Annotated in this window: 16 protein-coding genes and 1 pseudogene; 6 read left to right on the plus strand and 11 right to left on the minus strand. The window is 67.6% G+C overall.

Annotated elements, in window-relative coordinates:
* Positions 1 to 542 (plus strand): 5'/3'-nucleotidase SurE (gene surE / locus ASJ79_RS01110; protein WP_067952409.1); only part of this gene is annotated, 542 nt, incomplete at its 5' end.
* Between the two features lie 69 nt (positions 543 to 611).
* Positions 612 to 1,430, plus strand: a complete 819-nt coding sequence (locus ASJ79_RS01115) for a DUF1906 domain-containing protein (RefSeq protein ID WP_067952410.1) — start codon at positions 612 to 614, stop codon at positions 1,428 to 1,430.
* A 13-nt stretch (positions 1,431 to 1,443) separates the two neighbouring features.
* Here the strand turns inward: ASJ79_RS01115 and ASJ79_RS01120 are convergent, their stop codons facing one another.
* Positions 1,444 to 2,523 (minus strand): glycoside hydrolase, encoded by a 1,080-nt coding sequence (locus tag ASJ79_RS01120; RefSeq protein WP_067952411.1) that lies wholly within the window; start codon positions 2,521 to 2,523, stop codon positions 1,444 to 1,446.
* Between the two features lie 353 nt (positions 2,524 to 2,876).
* Here ASJ79_RS01120 and ASJ79_RS01125 point away from each other — a divergent pair, with 353 nt between their 5' ends.
* From ASJ79_RS01125 to ASJ79_RS01135, 3 genes are read left to right on the plus strand one after another with little or no spacing between them, the layout of a single operon-like run.
* Positions 2,877 to 3,143: a hypothetical protein gene (locus tag ASJ79_RS01125; protein WP_067952412.1), complete on the plus strand. Its 267-nt coding sequence runs from the start codon at positions 2,877 to 2,879 to the stop codon at positions 3,141 to 3,143.
* Between the two features lie 43 nt (positions 3,144 to 3,186).
* Entirely contained in the window at positions 3,187 to 4,743 is a 1,557-nt protein-coding gene (locus ASJ79_RS01130) for a S53 family peptidase (RefSeq protein WP_231750677.1), read from the plus strand.
* Complete coding sequence (locus ASJ79_RS01135) at positions 4,743 to 6,665, plus strand: hypothetical protein (RefSeq protein ID WP_067952413.1); 1,923 nt, start codon at positions 4,743 to 4,745, stop codon at positions 6,663 to 6,665. The genes ASJ79_RS01130 and ASJ79_RS01135 overlap by 1 nt, the downstream gene beginning before the upstream one ends.
* 7 nt (positions 6,666 to 6,672) lie before the next feature.
* Here ASJ79_RS01135 and ASJ79_RS01140 read toward each other — a convergent pair whose 3' ends face one another.
* The 9 genes and pseudogenes from ASJ79_RS01140 to ASJ79_RS01185 form a co-directional block, all read right to left on the minus strand.
* Positions 6,673 to 7,758: an S-(hydroxymethyl)mycothiol dehydrogenase gene (locus ASJ79_RS01140; protein ID WP_067952414.1), complete on the minus strand. Its 1,086-nt coding sequence runs from the start codon at positions 7,756 to 7,758 to the stop codon at positions 6,673 to 6,675.
* 58 nt (positions 7,759 to 7,816) lie between these two features.
* Positions 7,817 to 8,854, minus strand: coding sequence for a DUF3445 domain-containing protein (locus ASJ79_RS01145; protein WP_231750678.1), 1,038 nt, complete (start codon positions 8,852 to 8,854; stop codon positions 7,817 to 7,819).
* Between the two features lie 76 nt (positions 8,855 to 8,930).
* Positions 8,931 to 9,929, minus strand: a complete 999-nt coding sequence (locus ASJ79_RS01150; protein WP_067952416.1) for a PDR/VanB family oxidoreductase — start codon at positions 9,927 to 9,929, stop codon at positions 8,931 to 8,933.
* 1 nt (position 9,930) lies between these two features.
* A pseudogene (locus ASJ79_RS30610) lies at positions 9,931 to 11,480 on the minus strand (heme-dependent oxidative N-demethylase subunit alpha family protein).
* Positions 11,447 to 12,379, minus strand: coding sequence for a PDR/VanB family oxidoreductase (locus ASJ79_RS01165; protein ID WP_067952419.1), 933 nt, complete (start codon positions 12,377 to 12,379; stop codon positions 11,447 to 11,449). Before ASJ79_RS01165 ends, ASJ79_RS30610 begins: the two are co-directional and overlap by 34 nt.
* Positions 12,376 to 12,927, minus strand: coding sequence for a dimethylamine monooxygenase subunit DmmA family protein (locus tag ASJ79_RS01170; RefSeq protein WP_067952420.1), 552 nt, complete (start codon positions 12,925 to 12,927; stop codon positions 12,376 to 12,378). Before ASJ79_RS01170 ends, ASJ79_RS01165 begins: the two co-directional genes overlap by 4 nt.
* Positions 12,928 to 12,964: 37 nt before the next feature.
* Positions 12,965 to 13,342 (minus strand): ethanolamine utilization protein, encoded by a 378-nt coding sequence (locus ASJ79_RS01175; RefSeq protein ID WP_067952421.1) that lies wholly within the window; start codon positions 13,340 to 13,342, stop codon positions 12,965 to 12,967.
* A gap of 60 nt (positions 13,343 to 13,402) precedes the next feature.
* Positions 13,403 to 14,368, minus strand: coding sequence for a PDR/VanB family oxidoreductase (locus ASJ79_RS01180; protein WP_067952422.1), 966 nt, complete (start codon positions 14,366 to 14,368; stop codon positions 13,403 to 13,405).
* A 3-nt stretch (positions 14,369 to 14,371) separates the two neighbouring features.
* On the minus strand, positions 14,372 to 15,481 hold the full coding sequence (locus ASJ79_RS01185) for an aromatic ring-hydroxylating dioxygenase subunit alpha (RefSeq protein ID WP_067952423.1): 1,110 nt from the start codon (positions 15,479 to 15,481) through the stop codon (positions 14,372 to 14,374).
* Positions 15,482 to 15,711: 230 nt separating this feature from the next.
* Here ASJ79_RS01185 and ASJ79_RS01190 point away from each other — a divergent pair, with 230 nt between their 5' ends.
* Positions 15,712 to 16,194: an Lrp/AsnC family transcriptional regulator gene (locus ASJ79_RS01190; RefSeq protein ID WP_067952424.1), complete on the plus strand. Its 483-nt coding sequence runs from the start codon at positions 15,712 to 15,714 to the stop codon at positions 16,192 to 16,194.
* Positions 16,195 to 16,204: 10 nt separating this feature from the next.
* On the opposite strand, the gene ASJ79_RS01195 is transcribed toward ASJ79_RS01190, so the two are convergent.
* Positions 16,205 to 17,647 (minus strand): cytosine permease, encoded by a 1,443-nt coding sequence (locus tag ASJ79_RS01195; RefSeq protein ID WP_067952425.1) that lies wholly within the window; start codon positions 17,645 to 17,647, stop codon positions 16,205 to 16,207.
* Between the last annotated feature and the right edge of the window lie 164 nt (positions 17,648 to 17,811).

Below are 17,811 nucleotides of genomic sequence, written 5' to 3' on the forward strand. Positions count from 1 at the left end.
CCCAGGCGCACGCCGCCGTCGCGGACCTCCTCGATCCGCGACCGGATCTCGTGCTGTCCGGGATCAACCACGGCGCCAACGTCGGTCGGGCCGTGCTGCACTCCGGCACCGTCGGCGCGGCACTCACCGCCAAGATCAGCGACACCCGCGCCCTGGCGGTGTCGCTGGACGTCGCGCTGCACCCCACCGGCGAACGGCACTGGACAACGGCCGCAGGCCTGCTCGCACCGGTGCTGGAGCTGCTGCTCGACGCGCCCGACGGCACCGTGCTGTCGCTCAACGTCCCGGATCGGCCCGCCGCGGAGCTGGGGCCGATCCGGCACGCGCGGCTGGCCCGGGGTGGGGCGGTGCAGACGCGGGTCGAGGAGGTCCGCGACGGCGGCGTGCGCCTGGGCGAGATCGAGGTGTCCGACGAGCCGGAGGAGGACACCGACAGCGCGCTGCTGGACGCCGGGCACCCGACACTGACGGAGCTGCGGTCGGTCGAGGCGGACGAAAGCGACCTCGTGCGCAAGTGGGTGGCTGCACAGTCTCGGCCGTGATCGCGGACAACGACCGACAGTCGCACCATCCGGCGAGGCGCCACGGTTCACACCAGCCACATTGTTAACATGCTGCCCGTGGAACACTCGCCGGAGACCTCGAGCCTTCGGCGCTCGCGCCCGGTTTCACGGCGTGAGGCCCTGCGCTACGCCACCGCGATATCGGCACTGGCCGGGCTCGGCGCCGCGGCGGCAGGTGCCGGTATGCCCAGCGCCTCGGCCGCCGCTCCGACTCTCATCGACTACGCGATGCGCCAGATCCCGGCCCAGGACATCCGGGCCGCCGGCCACGCCGGGGTGATCAACTACGTGTCGACATCGCGGCCCGGCTCGAACTTCGGCGCCAAGCCGATCACCCTGCCGTACGCCAAGTCACTGACCGCCGCCGGTCTGGTCATCGTCAGCAACTACCAGTACGGGAAGCCGGGTGGGACGGCACCCTCGGATTTCACGCGCGGGTACGCCGGCGGCGTCGCCGACGCGCGCACCGCGTGGCACCTGCACACCGCCGCCGGTGGCGGCCGGAGCGCACCGATCTTCTTCAGCGTCGACGACGACATCGACCGGAACACCTGGAACAGCGTCGCGCTGCCGTGGTTCCGCGGGATCAACTCGGTGCTCGGCGTGCAGCGCACCGGCGTCTACGGAGGCATCAACACCTGCCAGTGGGCGACCGCCGACGGCGTCATCGGGAGGTCCAGTACCCCCGGGCGCGTGTGGGCGTGGCAGACCCGGTCCTGGTCGCGCGGTCAGATCTTTCCCGCCGCAGTGCTCTATCAGCGCATCATCGACACCGCCTCGAATCCGGGACCGGTCGTCGGTGGCATCCGCGTCGACGTCAACGACGTACTGGCCCAGGATTGCGGCCAGTGGAACCTGCATCCCTAGGGGGTCAAGCAGGTCAGCGACGCGGCAGGGTGGTGACGTGCAGGTGGTCGTAGTGCCCGTAACCCGATCCCCGCGGACCGCTCGGCGTGTAGTACGTGCCGCGCCAGATCACGTCCTGTAGGCCGAAGCGGGCCGCGTTGGCCATCACGAACGCGAGGATCTCGTTGCCGAGCGCGATGCCCTCGGGGCTGTTGTGGTTGGGAATCATGATGTCGATCGCCAGTCCGCTGGGATGCCAGGGCTTCGAGTCCGGCCGCACTCCGTCGATGTCGGCGATCTGGGGGAACCGCGCGCTGATGGCGCGGGCCGCCAGGATGGTGTTGGGCTGAAGTCCGGCCTCCGACGCGACGCCCACCGGCAACGCCTCCGGGATGTCCGGGATCGCTGCCGGCGGTGGAGCGACGTCGCCTGGAGGCAGGGCGGGCATCGCGGCCGCCGGCGGCAGGACCGCGGCCGCGTTGTCGACCACCGCCTGCTGGCGCGGTGTCAACGCCGCGTACTGCGCCTCGGCGGCGAGGATCTGACGCTGCAGGTCGGTCCACTTGGCTTCGAGGTCCGCGCGCACCGCGGCGGACCGTTCGGCCGCCGCGCGGGCCTCGGCGGCCGAACGGTCCGACGCCTGGGCAGCCGCCTCCGCGCGCTCACGTGCTGCTGTGAAAGCCGTCATCTGAGCGGCCATCTCGGCGGCCACCGCGCGCTCCACGGACAGTTCCTCGATGACCTGCTGAGGGGAGGCCGCGCTCAGCACCGCCGCCACCGGGCCGGTGCGTCCACCCATGTAGGTCATCGCCGCCACCCGGTTCACCGCGGCCTGATAGGGCTGGAGCTGTGCATCTGCGGCGTCGAGCGCTTCCAGATCGGCGCGGTGCCGTTCTTCGGCCGCGGTCTGCTCGGCCAGTTTGGCGTCGGCGTCACGCTGTGCCGTGGTGACGGCCTCCCGGCTCTGCACCGCCTGGCCGGACAGCTCGTTGAGCTTCGCCAGCGCGTCGGCCGCCGGGTCGGCCTTCACGCCGCTCAACGTCAGCGCAAACGCGAGGACCGCAGCCGCAGCACCGTACGCCGTCCGCCGAACGGAATGGCGCACCGCGGTCATTCGGATGGTCACGACCCTTCTCTGCAGAGACCGGCTCCGGCCCGGCTTTCAAGTCGTGGAGAGGGTACGAACTGGCACCGCCAATGTCCAGCCAGCAAACAAGGTCGTCACCGGTCTGCCGGAGCCCTCGCGGTCCGCAGGGCTCCACCCCTGAGCCACAATCACTTTCAGGGGGCGCCCAGGTTCGGAACCACCTGTTGCTGCGCAACGCCCGGTGAGGGAATGCGCCGAGGCAGGCACCGCGTTACACCACCTGATTCCGATCTTGCTCTTAGGATGAGCGTGTCCCACAGGGTTTTGCAGGCCATCGGACTGACCGGAGAGAGCACGTACCGAACAAGTAAGGACCGAACATGGCATTGAATCGTCTGGGTCGTCGCATCTCGGCAGTGGTCGGCGGTGGCGCCGTCATCGTGATGGTCGGCCTCACCGCATCGTGCGGCACCGAAAGCGAGGCTCCTGAAGAGCCGACCACCACGACCACGACCACGACCACCACGGCGCCGCCACTGAGCCCGACCGAGAAGGCGCCTGACCCTGATGGCCCGGGCATCTTCACTCCCCCGGTCACTGCGCCTCAGCCGACGGTCAACCCGGGCCGCGACGACTACGGCAATTGACCGAACCGTTCGCTCGCTGACCGGCCTGCTTCTCGTCGGAGCGGTGCTGGCGGGAATCGGCCTGGCGGTCCGCGAGCACCGCGCCGCCGATGACAAGCTCATCGACGGTCCCTATGCATCGCTGTTGGATGCGTCGACCGATCTCGGGCCTGCGCGGGAGGAGAGCATCGAGTTCACCGCCGGGCTCACCGACCGGTCTCGGCCCACGGCGCTTATCGACTGGGCCCGGGACCGGTCGCTGTCGGTACGGTGGCGACCGGGCGACGATTGGGCGGTCGTCGAGGGATCACCGGCTGCCGTCGGGCAGGCGTTCGGCGTCTCCGTGCGTGACTACCGGGGGCGCAAGGGCCAACTCTTCTACGCGTCACCGCACCAGCCCGCGGTGCCCGAGCAGTTGCGGGCCGAGGTGTCCGAGATGGGCCGGATCCTCAGCTACCTCCCCCATCGCATGTCGCGACCCGACCACATACCGCTCGAAGTCCCCGACCGCGGGCTGTCCCCCGATGCGCTGCTGAACAGTTACAACGCCGACGATCTGGCCAGGGCCGGCTTCACCGGTAAGGGGATCACCATCGTGATCTTCGCGTTCGACGGTTTCCGGCAGTCCGACCTCGACACGTTCACCACCATGTTCGGGCTGCCGCAGTTCACCCCGGAGACCGTCGGCGGATCCGCGGGTGAGCCGCGCGGGGAGCTGTCCATGGATCTTCAAGTGGCCCACGCCATTGCACCCGATGCCCGCAAGGTTGTCGTCAACGCCCGCCCGACCGTCGAAGGTGACGGTGGCTACCGCAGGATCGGCGAGATGCTCGAGGACACCGACCGCCGGTTCCCCGGCGCGGTGTGGAGTTTCTCGATCGGCTGGGGCTGCGACCAACTCATCACCGCCGCCGACCTGGCCCCCGTCCGGGCGGCGCTGCGCACCGCCCAGTCGCACGGCACCACCGCGTACAACGCCAGCGGTGACCTCGCCGGCATGGAATGCCGTGGCGGACAGGACTGGTCGTCGCCGCCCAGCGAGCAGGACGTCGGCCTCGACTCGATCGCCTCGCTGCCCGAGATGACCAGTGTCGGAGGCACCACCCTGTCCACCGACGCCGACGGGACATGGGTGTCCGAGCAGACGTGGTTCGATGTACCGCTGTCGCAGGGCACCGGTGGCGGCGTCTCGGCACTCTTCGACATGCCCGCCTGGCAGCGAAGTGCCGCTGCCGCAGTCGCTCCCGAACGGCACACCGGCAGGCGCATGACACCGGATGTCGCCGCGGTCGCCGACCCGTTCACCGGGGTGAGGTTCGTGCTCGACGGCCGGGTCGTCGTCGGCGGCGGCACCTCACAGTCCGCGCCGATCTGGGCCGGTCTGACCGCGGTGATGAACCAGTATCTGCTGGAGAACGGCGGCGCCCTCATCGGCGACATCAACCCGCTGCTGTATCGCATCGCCGAGGGTGCGCCACGGCCGGCCTACCGCGATGTCACGTTGGGCGGCAACGCCGTCGACAATGCCGGCCCCGGGTACGACCTGGTCACCGGACTGGGCACCCCTGATCTCGACAATCTGGTTCACAACATCCATATCGCTCAGAAGGTGCAGGCCTGATGAGTGCTCCCGCCGGCATGGTGGAATGCCAGGTTTGCGAGATCGATGTTCCCGCAGGCGAATACTGCGGGCATTGCGGCGTGCCCCTCGATGAACACCGTGCCGGTGACGGGCCACCGTGGTTGCGCGCACGGGCTTTCAGCGCGGCCCCCGGTCAGCGCCTGTTCACCCCGGCGCTGACCAGTTCGCTGTTCCCGCATCTGACGCCGCGTGCCCGCCGGGTGTTTCTCATGAGCCTGGGCCTGCTGGTGGCCGCCCTGGCCACGGCGACGTTTCTGCGGATGCCCGCCGCCCTCATCGCGGTCGCCTCGCTCGGCCTGCCACTGCTGTTCGGGCTGTACCTCCGGGAATCCGATGTGTTCCGGGACCTTCCCCGCAGCGCGCTGGCACTGACGACGATCGTGGGCGTCGTCCTGGGAGTCGGGTGGGCGCTGCTGACCGGGGCGGCCGTCGCCCGTGCCTATGGTGTGCCGCTCGGCGCGGGCATCGCGGCCGGACGGATTCTGCGCGACGGGCTCGCCGTGCCGGTGGGCAGCATGGTGCTGATGTTGGTCCCGGCCCTGGCGACCCGCTGGTCGTGGCGAGGCAGCCGAGAATCGCTGGACGGCTACATCATCGGCGCCCTCGGCGCCCTGACGTTCACGGCGGCGGCCACCCTGACCCGGCTGGCCCCCCAGTTCACCACCGGGATGATCAATCGCGTGCGTCCGCTGGACGGCCTGCTCGTCGAGGCAGGAATCCGCGGGATCGCGATGCCGCTGACCGCCGCGGCGGTCGGCGGACTCATCGGCACCGCACTCTGGTTCACCCGACCGCCGACCAAGGCGCAGGACCACCGCAGCTTCGTACGGGCCGTCCTCGTCCTGATCGCGGTCGTCGTGGTCGTCATCTACGCCTCGCTGGGTCTGGTCGACGTCGCCCGGCTTCCCCAGTTCGCGCAGCTGGCACTGCATCTGATGTTGACGGGGATCGCGTTGTCGGCGCTGCGGGTCGGTCTGCACCTGGCTCTGCTCCACGAGGCCCAGGACTGGCTCGACGCCGGCGAGCCCATGCTGTGCGTCGAGTGCAACCATGTCGTGCCGGACGCGCCGTTCTGCGCCCGCTGCGGCGCCGCCATGCAGGCGTGCTCACGCCGGTCACGCCGGGCCCGGCGAGAAGACCGTCCCGTCCGGCTGTCCGAGGACCCGGCGCCCGGGGAGATCGTCGTAGGGCTGCAACCCGGCTACTCCATACACTCCGGCACGTACGAGGCGTCCCAGCCGCCGGTGACGTCGATGCGCACAGTGGTGTCGGCGCTCGGGATCACGGTCGTGGTGGTGGCCGGCGCGCTGGTCGGGCTGTCGGGCTTCATCTCCGATCCCGCGCCCAGGTATGTCTGCCCGCCCGACTGCGGCACCCCCCCGATGAACCGGGCGGTGGAGATCAATCCGCGATTCACGTCCACCGACGGGGCGTTCTCGGTGTCCTATCCGGCCGCGGGATCCGCCTACAACGTCACCACCCATACCGACGGGGTGACCGCGGTGCTGCAGGCCGGAGACGGTGGCACCATGCAGTTGTTCAGCCGCCCCGCGGGTGGGCGCACCGCCGAGGAGATCGCCGTCGACCTGGTGAACGACACGTTCCCGGACACCAAGACCGCGTTCGAGATCCCGAACACGATGGTCGGCTATCAGCCCGGATACGGGTACGCCGCCGATCTCTGGCCGCAGGGCGCGATGAGCAGCGCCACCCGGATGCGCATCATCGTGATGGTCGCCGTCAAGAATGATCTGGCCCTGATCGCGGGGGCGGTGGGACCCTACCGCGCCTTCGGACCCGACTTCGGTTCCGGCAAGCCCTCAGCCGCCAACCTTCAACTGGCGCTGGACATGGGCAAGTACGTCAACAGCTTCAGCTGGCGCGGTGACCCGCCGCGGTAAGTGCTTCTCAGAGTATGACCACCGAACGCAGCACCTCCCCGGCGTGCATCTTGTGGAAGGCCTTTTCGATGTCGTCGAGGCCGATGCGCTCGGAGACGAACTTCTCCAACGGCAACCTGCCCTGCAGATACAGGTCGATCAGAGTGGGAAAGTCGCGCTCGGGCAGGCAGTCGCCGTACCAGGACGACTTCAGCGCACCGCCATGGGAGAAGAAGTCCACCAGCGGCATCTCCAACTGCATGGCCGGGGTGGGTACGCCCACCAGCACCACGGTGCCGGCCAGATCGCGGGCGTAGAACGCCTGCCTCCAGGTGGCCGGGCGCCCGACCGCGTCGATCACCACATCGGCGCCGAACCCGCCGGTCAACTCCTGAATGGCGGTCACTGCATCCACTTCGGCGGCGTTCACCGTGTGGGTGGCCCCGAATTCACGGGCTTGCCGTAACTTTCGCGCATCCAGGTCGACAGCGATGATGGTCCGGGCCCCTACCAGTGCAGCGCCGGCGATCGCGGCATCACCGACACCTCCACAGCCGATCACCGCGACCGAATCGTCACGGGTCACCGCACCGGTGTTGATCGCCGCGCCGATACCGGCCATCACGCCGCACCCGAGCAGGCCCGCCACCGCCGGATCGGCCGCCGCGTCAACCTTGGTGCACTGCCCTTCGTGGACGAGGGTCTTCTCCGCGAACGCCCCGATGCCCAGCGCCGGAGAGAGGTCGGTGCCGTCGGTCAGGGTCATCTTCTGGGTGGCGTTGAAGGTGTCGAAACACAGATGCGGACGGCCGCGTCTGCACGCCCGGCACTGCCCGCACACCGCGCGCCAGTTCAGCACCACGAAGTCACCGGGTTCGACATCGAGCACGCCTTCGCCGATGGCTTCGACAGTGCCGGAGGCCTCATGGCCGAGCAGGAACGGGTAGTCGTCGCTGATACCGCCGTCCCGGTAGGTCAGATCGGTGTGGCACACCCCGCACGCGAGGATCTTCACCACCACCTCACCGGGTCCCGGGTCCGGGATCACGATGTCGGTGACCTCGACGGGAGCCCCTTCGGCTCGCGAAATCACGCCACGCACAGTCTGACTCATGACAATCCTCACTTCAGTGATCGGTGGTGGAAACGGTGGCGGCGGCCGATCTGCCGCGTCAGGCCCGAAGGAAGGCCACGACCTGGTCCTGGAAGTCGACGAAGCCCTTGTAGGCGGCGATGTCCTCGGGAAGTTCCTCGACGATGGTGGCCAGCTGAGCGGCCCACTCCGGAATGGCGCGGATCTCGTCCAGCGACGCCATGAAGGTGCGGATGTTGAACGTCACCGCGCCGGTCATGGGCAACCGGACGAAGTGCTCGAGCTCGATGCGGAACTGCACCTGTGAGACGTCGCCGGCGCGCAGCGCCCGCGGCATGTGGGTGCCCCAGTCCGGCAGGGTCTCCAGGCTGATGTCGAAGGTCCGGGTCGGGGACGCGGCCAGGTTCCAGTTCAACCGGCGATAGACCTGGTCGGCGGGCAGCCGTTTGAGGAACTGCTCGGCTCTTGCCGTCATTCCGCCACCGGTCATCCGCGGGACCGGGCCGTGGATCTCGTACATGTCCATGCCGATGTCGAAGGACGCCGACCAGGCGGCGGCGAAGGTCACGGCCCCGGCGTCGAAGTACAGCCGCCCGTCGCGTTCGATCACCAACAACAGGTCGTCGGGTATCTCGCCGGCCAGGAAGAACAGCGGTCCGCCGGGCAGCGAAGTGTCGTCCCCCAGCACGAAATGTTGGTCGGTACCCAAAAGATCGTTGCGCCAATGGAAATGGTCGCCGTTCTCGTCGAGGTGCAACAGGGCGGGGTAGGACTGCGCCAGATCCCGCAGGTAATACACCAGCAGATCCCAGCACGCCAGCTCCATGCCGGGCCGGATCTTCACCCGCTCCGGATCGGTGGCCAGCACATGGCGCCGCTCGGCCATGACCACCGGATAGTCCGCACCCCCGAGGTCGACCAGGTGACGACCCCATTCACCGGCCCGGGTGGGTCGCGGGACCCGGGCCGGGTCCACGTTGACCGTGTACCGGAAGGAGGTGAGGTCGTCGGCGAACGGCCACGGCAGGTTGGCCAGATGGTTGACCGGTTGGCCGAGGTAGCTCGCGGCGGCCGGGGACAGTGGTGACGGAATCAGCGCGGCGGCTCTGGCATTCATCTCGCCCAAGTAGTCAGTCGGCAGGTGTGTGGTCATGAGAGGTCCTCGTGGTGGTCGAGTTCGGTCGGACAGGGCATCACAGATCCACTTCGATGTCGGAGCCACGGGACACGCAGCACAGCATGCTGTCACCGGCGTCGCGCTCGTCCTCGGTCAGCACGAAGTCGCGGTGCTCCAGAGATCCGGCCCGCACCGGGATGCGGCATTCACCGCACACGCCCTGGCGGCACAGGTTGTTCACGGTGAGACCGGCGTCGAGTAGTCGCTGCAACAGCGATACCCCGGCAGGCACTGTCAACACCTCACCGGTGGATGCCACCCGCACCGAGAACGGTTGTCCCGGGTCCTGTTCCGGGGCGGTGAAGCGTTCCAGGTGGACCCGCGCCGCAGGCCAACCGGCCAGGGCGGCCAGTTCTTGGTAGGTGTCGAGCATCGGGATCGGCCCGCAGGCGTAGGCGTGGGTGCCCAGCGGCTGCGCCGAGAGCTGCTCGGCCAGCAAGGCGCGGGTGCCGTCGATGGTGTCGACCTCGAACAGCTCGATACCCGGTCGGGTGGCGAGCTCGCGCAGATCACCGACGTGGGCGTCGTGGCCCGGGCGGTAGGAGTAGATGATGTCGGCGGTGCCGCCCGCGCGCGCGATGGCGCGCGCGTGTGACAGGACCGGGGTGACGCCGATGCCACCTGCCACCAGCAACGCGTGCCGCTGATCGGCCACGGCGGGGAAAAGGCACCGCGGACCCTCGATTTCGACCGCCATGCCGACCTCGAGCTGGTCATGAAGCCAGACCGAGCCGCACCCGTCGACCTTGCGCAGCACGGAGATCTCGTAGCGCATCGGGTTGAGGTCGGCTCCGGTCAGCGAGTAGGCGTTGCGGGTGTCACCCGCGGTGACGATCAGATGGCTGCCCGGCTGGTAAGGCGCCAGCGGACCACCGTCGGGGGCGGCGAAGGTGATGTGCAGGACATCGCCTGCCAGCCGCTGCAGGGCGATGACGGTGAGCTCACGGGCGGTGGTGTCGTAGGCCGAATGCAGGTGGCCCGGGAAACGCGCCTCGGCGGTGTCGAGCACGGTCATCTCAGATCTCCCTGGCGCGGGCGTCGGAGGCGAGGAAACTGCCGAGCGCGGAAGCGAAGTGCTCGTGGATTTCCAGGATGCGGGCACAGCCGGGGCACTGCACCTCGTCGCCGGGCCCGGCGAGGACGCGGAAGGTGCCCCGGCAGTGCGCGCAGAAGATCGGAACGTCGTCGGTGTTCACCACGAAGCTGGTCAGTTCGGCGGGGGTGGCCCCGGCCGCTCGTGCGGCGGCGAGCGCGGTGAGCACGTCATACTGCCCACCGGTGATCATGATGCGGGCGCCGGTGCGAATGCCGGCCAGCGCCAGCGCCAGGTCGGCCCGGCACTGCTCGTCGTCCATCGAGTCCAGGACGAGCAGCCGGGTGGGGGCGCGGTCCTGCGCGGTCTGCACCCACCCGGCGGCGACATCGGCGGTGCGGGGCGCCGAACCGATGGCGATCACCAGGTACGCGGCCGCACAGGGGTCGACGGCGTCAGGGTTCTGCGGCCATACCGGTAGTGAAGGCACCTGAGGCGGAATGACTTCCATGGTGGTCATACGTCACCTCCGGCCCGCAGCCAGGCGGCCGCGCGGTCCTTGTATTTGTCGATGCCCTTGTACGTGGCCATGTCTGCCGGCAACTCGGCCAGCACGCCGGCGGTGCGTTCCCGCCACGGCTCGATGGTGGCCAGTACCTCCAACGGCATGAGGTAGGTGCGGATCAGGAACATCACCGCGCCGGAATCGGGCAGCCGGATCAGGTGCTGCACTTCGACTCGCAGATGCACCAACCGACCGAAGGTGTGGTCGTCGACCACCTGGATCATCTCCCGGTCGGGTCCCCAGTCCGGATAGCGTTCGGTGGACACGTCGAGACGGCGTCCGATCGTCAGCGTCCAGTTGGTGCGCCGGTAGGGCTGGTGCGGCTGCAGCTTTTTGAGGAACTCGTGGGCGCGGGTGATCACTCCTTCGGAGTGGATCCGCGGTACCGGTCCGTGGATCTCCAGGAAACTCATGCCGACGTCGAAGCCGAAGCTCCAGTCCGCGGCGAAGGTGACCACACCGGCGTCGGCGTAGAGCTGGTCACGCTGGTCGAGCAGGACGATGTCCTCCTGCACCTGTCCGGCCACCCAGCGCAGCGGTTCCTGCGGCAGCGTCGACTCGTCACCGTAGGTGAAGGTCTGCTCGATACCCAGCAAGGCGTTGGACCACCGCCAACGGCGGTCGGGCAGCAGTGTCAACGTGCATTGGTCGGGGTAGGCGGTGGCCAGCTCGCGCAACAACGTCAGGAAGGCGTCCCACGCGGCGGGGCGCATGTGCGGCAGGACAGCGTGCCGGCTGGGGTCGTCGGACAGGATCTGTTCCCGCTCGGCCAGTTCGGCGGCGTAGTCGGAGTCGACAGCCACCACCGCCTCACCCCACTGGCCCAGCGGTGTGGTGACCGGCCGGCCGGCCGGTTCGACATTGGTGGAGTACCGGTACACCTCGTCGGGGAAGGGCAGGGGAAAGCCGGCGTAACGCCCGGTGGCGATCGTCGTCACAGGGCGACCGCCAGTTCGGATCCGCTGCATCGGGATACGCAAGCCATCATCGTTGCTCCAGTGCGTTTTTCGTCATCAGAGAGGAACATGTCCCGGTGCAGCGGGGTCCCGGATTCGACCGGGATCCGGCATTCGCCGCAGACACCCTGCCGGCACAGGTTGGGGACACTCACACCGGCGTCGTCGAGCGCTTCGAGAAGGCTGGTGCCGCTGGGTACTTCGAGCTTGGTACCCGTCTTGGTGAGGGTGACGGTGAACGGGTCCCCGGGGGCCGGCGCATCCATGGCGAACCGTTCCAGATGCACACGGGAGGCGGGCCAGCCGGCATCGCCTGCCGCTGCCACCACCGCGTCGATCATCGGGCCAGGGCCGCAGACGTACAGATGGGTGCCCAAGGGCTGTTGGGTCAGCACCTGGCGCAGCCGCACCATGAAGACGCCGGGTCCTCCACTGATCAGCTCGGCATCGGGGGCCAGTTCCCGGATGTCGTCCAGGTGGGCGGCGTATCCGTCGCGAAACGTGTAGAGCACCTGCGTTTCCCGCCCCCAGGCTCGGGCGGCGCGCAGGTGCGAGACGATCGGGGTGACGCCGATGCCACCCGCGATGAGCAGGTGCCGGCGCGCCCGCGCCACCGGCGGGAAGGCACTGCGGGGCAGCCGGGCGTTGATGGTGTCGCCCACACCGAACCGGTCGTGTACGTACGCCGAACCGGTGCCGTCGACCACCCGCAGCACCGAGATGGTGTAGTGCCGAGGCGCCACGCCGCTGCCGGTCAGGCTGTAGGCATTGAACTTCTCACCCACCTCGATGGCCAGATGGCTGCCGGGGACGAACCCGGGCAGTTCCCCTCCAGCAGGATCGGACAACGTGACCGAACGGATGCCGGGGATGCTGTCGTCGAGTGCGGTGACGACGAGCTTGAGGGTCATGAGAGCACCTCGCTGACTGGTCGGGCCGCGGCGAACTCGGCCCGCAGTGCCTCCGCGTCGACCTGGAAGCCGAGATACCGCCCGAGCCGCCGGGAGACGTGGTAGTAGACGATCAGGGTCTTACCGCATCCCTGGCACGGCACCAGGCCGTCGACACCGACGGTGGTGGGGGTGCTCGTGGTGCAGTGTGCGCAGTAGACGTCGATCGCACCGGTTTCGGTTGCCTGCACGTGGATTTCGTCGTCCTCGGCTCCAGCCGCCAAGGTGGCGGCGCGCAGCTGAAGGCAGGCGCCGACCGGACCGGCGAGGGCTACCCGCACTCCGACGCGGGCGGTGTGCAGCGCCTCACCGAACGCCGCGACGGCCACCGCGGTGTCTTCTGCGGTCACCAGTGTCACGGCCGGCAGGGCTTGTGCCCAACGCTGCGCCACGGCCTGGCCCGATGCCACGCCGACGACGACGTAGGCTGCGCCCGTGTCGGCCGGCGGGGTGTCCCCACCCGGGCGGCGAGCCCAGGCGGGGACACTCGTGGAGTCGAAGTCGATCATTCGAGATTCTCCGGTCGGTCGCTTCCGCCGCCCGGCCTCAGAGGCCCTCGGCCGTGCGGTGTCCGGCGTAGAACGCCAGGGCACGATCGGGCGTGGTGAACAGGATGCGCGAGCCCTTCGGGAAGAAGATGGCGTCCTTGGCCTTGGCGACGGACTTTTGGCCGGTGTCCGCGTTCTCCAGGTGGAACTCGCCTTCCAGCACGATCTTCATCTCGTCGTAGGTGTACTCGTAGAGCAGCGGCTCGTCGGCAGCGGCCAGCTCGAAGAATCCGCTGCACATCACGCTGCCACCGGGGTTTTCGTACACGTCGGCGATGTATCCGTCGGTGCCCGGGTACTCGCTCTGCGGCATCTTGGGCAGGTCTTTCCACGCATCCTTCGTCACGCTGAACTCCGGGTGGGTTGTCGATTCCATCTATTTCTCCATTTCATGTTGTTGGATCCAAATCCAGTGCGGCAGAGCGTTTGTCGAAGATCAGAGGTCAAGAACCAGCCGTGGCGAGCAGCTTCGGCTGACGCACGGCATCATGGTGTCGCCGGTTCGGCGCTCGTCCTCGCTGAGGATGCTGTCGCGGTGCTCGGGTGTGCCGGACAGCACTTTGGTCTCGCATGTGCCACAGATGCCTTCCAGACATGACGTCGGCACCATCACGCCGATTTCTTCCAATACCGTGACGATGGATCGGTCGGCGGGAATCTCGACGATGCTGCCACTTCTCGCCAGTTCCACCTCGAATGACTCCGCAGGGCTGTCCGTCCCGTCGGCGCTTGCGGCGAACCGTTCGACATGCAACGGCATTCCGATGCTTTTGGCCGCCTGCTCCAGTGCGGCCAGTAGCGGTTCCGGTCCGCACCCGTAGACGTGGGCGCCGGCCCGAGCGGAGGCCAGCGCCGCCGCCACGTCGATGAGTCCGCACTCGTCTTCGGGGGTCACCGTGACCTGCCCCCCGTACGGGGCCAACCGGTCCAGGAAGGCCATCGACGCCCGTCGGCGGCCACCGTAATACAGGCGCCAGCCGGCACCGGCCGCTTCGGCGGCGTCGATCATCGGCAGGATGGGAGTGATGCCGATGCCACCGGCGACGAATACATACTCCGGGGCGGTGACGAAGGGGAAGCGGTTACGCACCCCGGTCACGGTGAGCTGCTGTCCTACCGCGACCTCGTCGTGGAGATAGGCCGATCCGCCGCGGCTGTGCCGGTCACGCAGGACTCCGATGGTCCATCGCCCGGCTGACGCACGAGGTCCACACAACGAGTAGTGGCGCCGCATCTCGCCCGGTATCAACACTTCCAGGTGCGTTCCGGGCTCCCAGTGAGGCAGCTCGGCGCCGTCGGGGCGGGACAGGGTGAACACCCGGACCTCCTCGGCGGCGTCCTCTATGGCGACGACCTCCAGCTGCGCAGGCAGCCAGTCATCGCTCGCAGTCACCAGCGCCATCGGTCAACGCAACGCGCCCGCGACGGCTTCACGGACCAGCTGCTGGAACGCCACGACCTGGCCCTCGTCGGGCACAAGCAGACCTTCGGGAACGGCGTTGCCGGCGACGCCGCGTTGCACCGACTCGATGAGACTGACGTCCTCCCAACCGACTTCGTCGACGAACGCGGTCAGTCGGGCGGTCTCCTCCGCGGTGAACGCGGGGTCCAGGAAGTAATCGAAGTAGGCGATGGTCTCGCCGGGCGAGACCGGGGTGAACGAGTACACCAACAGGTTCCCTTCGCCTGGGAAGGTCCAGGTTGCGAAGTTCGGCCACAGGAAGTCGTTCTGGTTGACCTCGATCGGGCCGATCATGTTGTACGGCGCCTTCTCTGGTTCATGCGTGAACACTTCGCGCGGCAGCGTGCGGGCCGTCATCCACCCCTCGTTGACATCGAAGGGGTAGCCCTCGGAACGGGCGACGTCGAATGTCTTGGTGTAGCTGGGATGGGCGGGAGCACAGTGGTAACACTCCAAGAAGTTCTCCGCGACCACTTTCCAGTTGCCGGCGATCTTCATCTCGGTGCGTTTACGGTGAACCAGCCTGTGCACATCGAGGTTCACGCTTTCGAGCATGTTCTGCAGTGGGCCGAGCCAGTCCTGCAGCGGCGCGACGTTCTGATCGAGGCTGACGAAGACCATCTGGCCCCATACCCCCACGGGCAGCTTGACCAGAGGGAACGCCGACTTGTCGAAGTTCTCGAACGAGGCTTCGCGCGGCGCGTTGCACAGGTTGCCCTCGAGGTCGTAACTCCACGCGTGATACGGGCACGCCAGCCGGCGGGTGTTGCCGCTGCCGCGAGCCACCTCATGAAAGCGGTGCCGGCAGACATTGACCAACGCGTTTATGCCGTCCTTGGACCGAGTGACCACCACCGGCACGTCGCCCACGGTGACGGTGATGTAGTCACCGGGCTTGCTCAGGTTCTCCGTCGTGCCGATGTACTGCCAGGTCTTGGCGAAGATCTCTTTCCGTTCGATCTCCAGGATGGCCGGATCGGTGTACCACGTCACGGGAAAGCTCGTGACGAGTTCGCCGTGCTGGGCCTCATCGGCCACGTTCAGCAGGGTCACAATGTTCTCCAATGTTTCGATTCCAGCGATCTTCGCGTCTGCGTAATCAGCAAACCGTAGAAATACGCATTGCGCAATCAGATGGCTAGTAAATTTCGTGTTGCGTAATAGTCTGGGCGCTGTAACCCTGCTGCAATATCGCGGGATTCCGTCCAGACCGTGGTTGGGGACCCAGCTCCGGCGCCCGGCTGTGGGAAAATCCGCGGGTGCCGCCTTCGGATGACTCCCCCGTGCCCTCTGCTGCCGATGACCAGGAGGGGATCACCCTCGACGCGATCGACCGGAAGATCCTCAAGGAACTGCAAACCGACGGCCGCCGCGCGTTTCGCGATATCGCGCGCCAACTGGACGTGACCGAGGGCACCGTTCGCGGCCGCGTGAAACGCCTGCGCGATGCCAGGGTGCTGCAGATCCTGGGGTACATCGATCCGTCCGTGCTCGGTTACGGCATCATGGTGGTTCTACTGATCAAGGTGGCGCCCGCCTCGCATGCGGAAGCGATCAAGGCGCTTACCGCTTGGCCCGATACCACGTGGGTCTCGACCACGGTGGGTCGCAGCAATATCTACGTGCAGATGTTCTGCAAGGACTCCGAGAGCCTCTACCAGCTGTTGGCGACCGGCTTGGGTGACATCGACGGCATCATCGACGTCGATGTCATCCAGGAGGTGAAGGTGCACAAGGCGGAGTACCACTACTCCGGGCTGGGTTGATCCTTCGCGGCTACCGCACCGGCGTCTCGGGTGTGCTCTGCAATGCCGCACCGTAGCCGCCCTTGCCCAGCCGGCGAACCACCAGCGAAGCCACCCAATACACCGCGCCCGCAACGAACATGGACGGCACGCTTGCGGTGGTGTAGCTGAAGATGCCCTTGGGCTCGTACGTCACCGGGTTCAGCAGCGCGACGAAAGTGGCGATGCCGGCGGCGAATCCGATGACCGCGGCCGGGTTGAACCCGCCCCAGAACCGGTAGAGGTTGGCCGCACCGTCGGTGTAAAGGGAACGGATGTCGAGGCGCTGGCGTCGCAGGATCAGGAAATCCACGGCTTGGATACCGCACATCGGCGCGAAGAACAGCGAGCATCCTGCCAGGAAGATCGGCAGGTTGTCGACGAATCCGTCGGCGAAGAAGATCACCACGAGGGCCGTCGGGACCAGGGTTGCCGCGCATACCGCGCTCCACGAGGTCCGTGCGGCGACCGCGGGAACCTGCCGCACACCGACTGCCGCGGCATATGCGCCCACCATGGTGGAGCCGATGTTGGCCAGCACGATGAATGCCAGCGCGATGACGCCGAAGAGTAGACCGCCCACGTCGGTCAGGAACATCGTGGGGTCGCCCCCGGATTCGGGAATCGCGAGGCCGGCATACAGACCGATCACCGACACTGCGGCCAGTGGCACAGCTAGTCCGAAGACACTGGGCCACAGCGCTTTACGAGCGCTGGGCACGCTTCGGACCATGCCGCCGACATACGGCCACCAGGCGACGGCTGTCGCGATGAAGGCCTCGAGGCTGATCGCGATGTTGGTGGCCCTGTCCTCGAAGGGGGCCTGAGGCGCCGTGTCGAGCAGTCCCTGCAGCCCCACCTTTTGAAGTACCAGCGCGAGCACAGCAGCAGCGAGCACGCACACACCGATGGCGATCCACTTCGACGACGCCGCCAGCGCCGAGGAACCACGGCGGATCACCAACCACACCACCACCAGTCCGGAGAGCATCGCGATGATCGAGGTGGGAGTACGGGCGGCTTCGGTGACCAGTCCCAGCGCCAGCAGGATCTCCGTGACCGCTCGGCCCAGGATCACGACGATGACGGTGTTCCACCCCGCCAGGGTGAGGAAAAGCAGGCCTACGGTGAAGAACCATCCCCGGCTGCCGAGAAAGGGTTTCGACGCCAACGCCGAGTCCAGTCCGTACTTCGTCGAGACCGGCACGATCGAGACAAGGATCGCACCGATGCCGATCAGGATCCCGGCCATCATGATGACCGTGCCCGCCGCGGCGCCGAGGTAGTACGAAACCGTCCCGCCGAGAACGAAACACCAGGTCGCCACGGCCGTCGAGGTGGACGACGCCAGCAGGGTGCCACCCGTCCACGTCCGCTCTGACCTCAACATGGGCGCATTGTCCAGGCCGGCGCCGCCGCCCTTCAGTGCCCTCATGCAAGCCCCCACGCCACGATGTACAGGCACAGTGGGAGATAGTGCCCCTTGGGGTGGTGGACTTCGGATCGGCGTGGGTGCACGCGTGGTGATCAACGAGTCGTGGTGAATGTTAGGCGATTTGACGTTGTTCGGCGATGGGTTCGGCGGCGGCCTGTTTGTCG

This window comes from Mycobacterium sp. NAZ190054, assembly GCF_001545925.1.
Taxonomy (GTDB): Bacteria; Actinomycetota; Actinomycetes; order Mycobacteriales; family Mycobacteriaceae; genus Mycobacterium.